At 38.0% G+C, this 778-nt stretch carries 1 rRNA gene; it reads right to left on the minus strand.

Going from position 1 to position 778, the window contains the following annotated elements:
* Window positions 1-348, minus strand: a 16S ribosomal RNA gene (locus ACTIEV_RS15490); the annotation flags it as partial.
* Window positions 349-778: the final 430 nt, after the last annotated feature.

Genomic DNA, 778 nt, shown 5'->3' on the forward strand with positions numbered 1-778 from the left:
GCTGCCTCCCGTAGGAGTCTGGTCCGTGTCTCAGTACCAGTGTGGGGGATCTCCCTCTCAGGACCCCTACCTATCGTAGCCTTGGTATGCCGTTACCACACCAACTAGCTAATAGGACGCATGCTCATCTTGTACCGTTGGAACTTTAATTATCAAATGATGCCATTCAATAATACTATGAGGTATTAATCCAAATTTCTCTGGGCTATCCCTCTGTACAAGGCAGATTGCATACGCGTTACGCACCCGTGCGCCGGTCTCAATGCCCGAAGACATCTACCCCTCGACTTGCATGTGTTAGGCCTGCCGCTAGCGTTCATCCTGAGCCAGGATCAAACTCTTCATCGTATATTTTTTATTTGTTTAGACAAAGTCTAGCTCGATTTTAATCGATTCTCTTACTCTCTTATTCTGTCTCGTTTTAAAACGAGACGGCTGTCAATCCAATATGTCTATGAACGTTTATTATCTTATTTTTCGCCTCTCTCTCGGTTAGCGGGTGCAAAAGTAATACTTCTTTTTTAACTGACAAGCTTTTTTTAAAATATTTTTGATTTATTTTTTTAAAACTTGTTTCTCAATTAGTCAATGAACTTCCTCTCTTGCGGGGTGCAAATATAAATATCTTTTTAAACCAATTCCAAATCTTTTTTTACCTTTTTTTTACTTTTTTCTTAACTCGCTGATTTTACAGATTATGCAACTTCAAATTTTTACAAATTAGTAATTGATTTAATCTTTAGCAACGATGGAAACAAAAATCCTTTTTGTTTCTTAT

The organism is Sediminibacterium sp. (genome assembly GCF_051861365.1).
Taxonomy (GTDB): domain Bacteria; phylum Bacteroidota; class Bacteroidia; order Chitinophagales; family Chitinophagaceae; genus Sediminibacterium.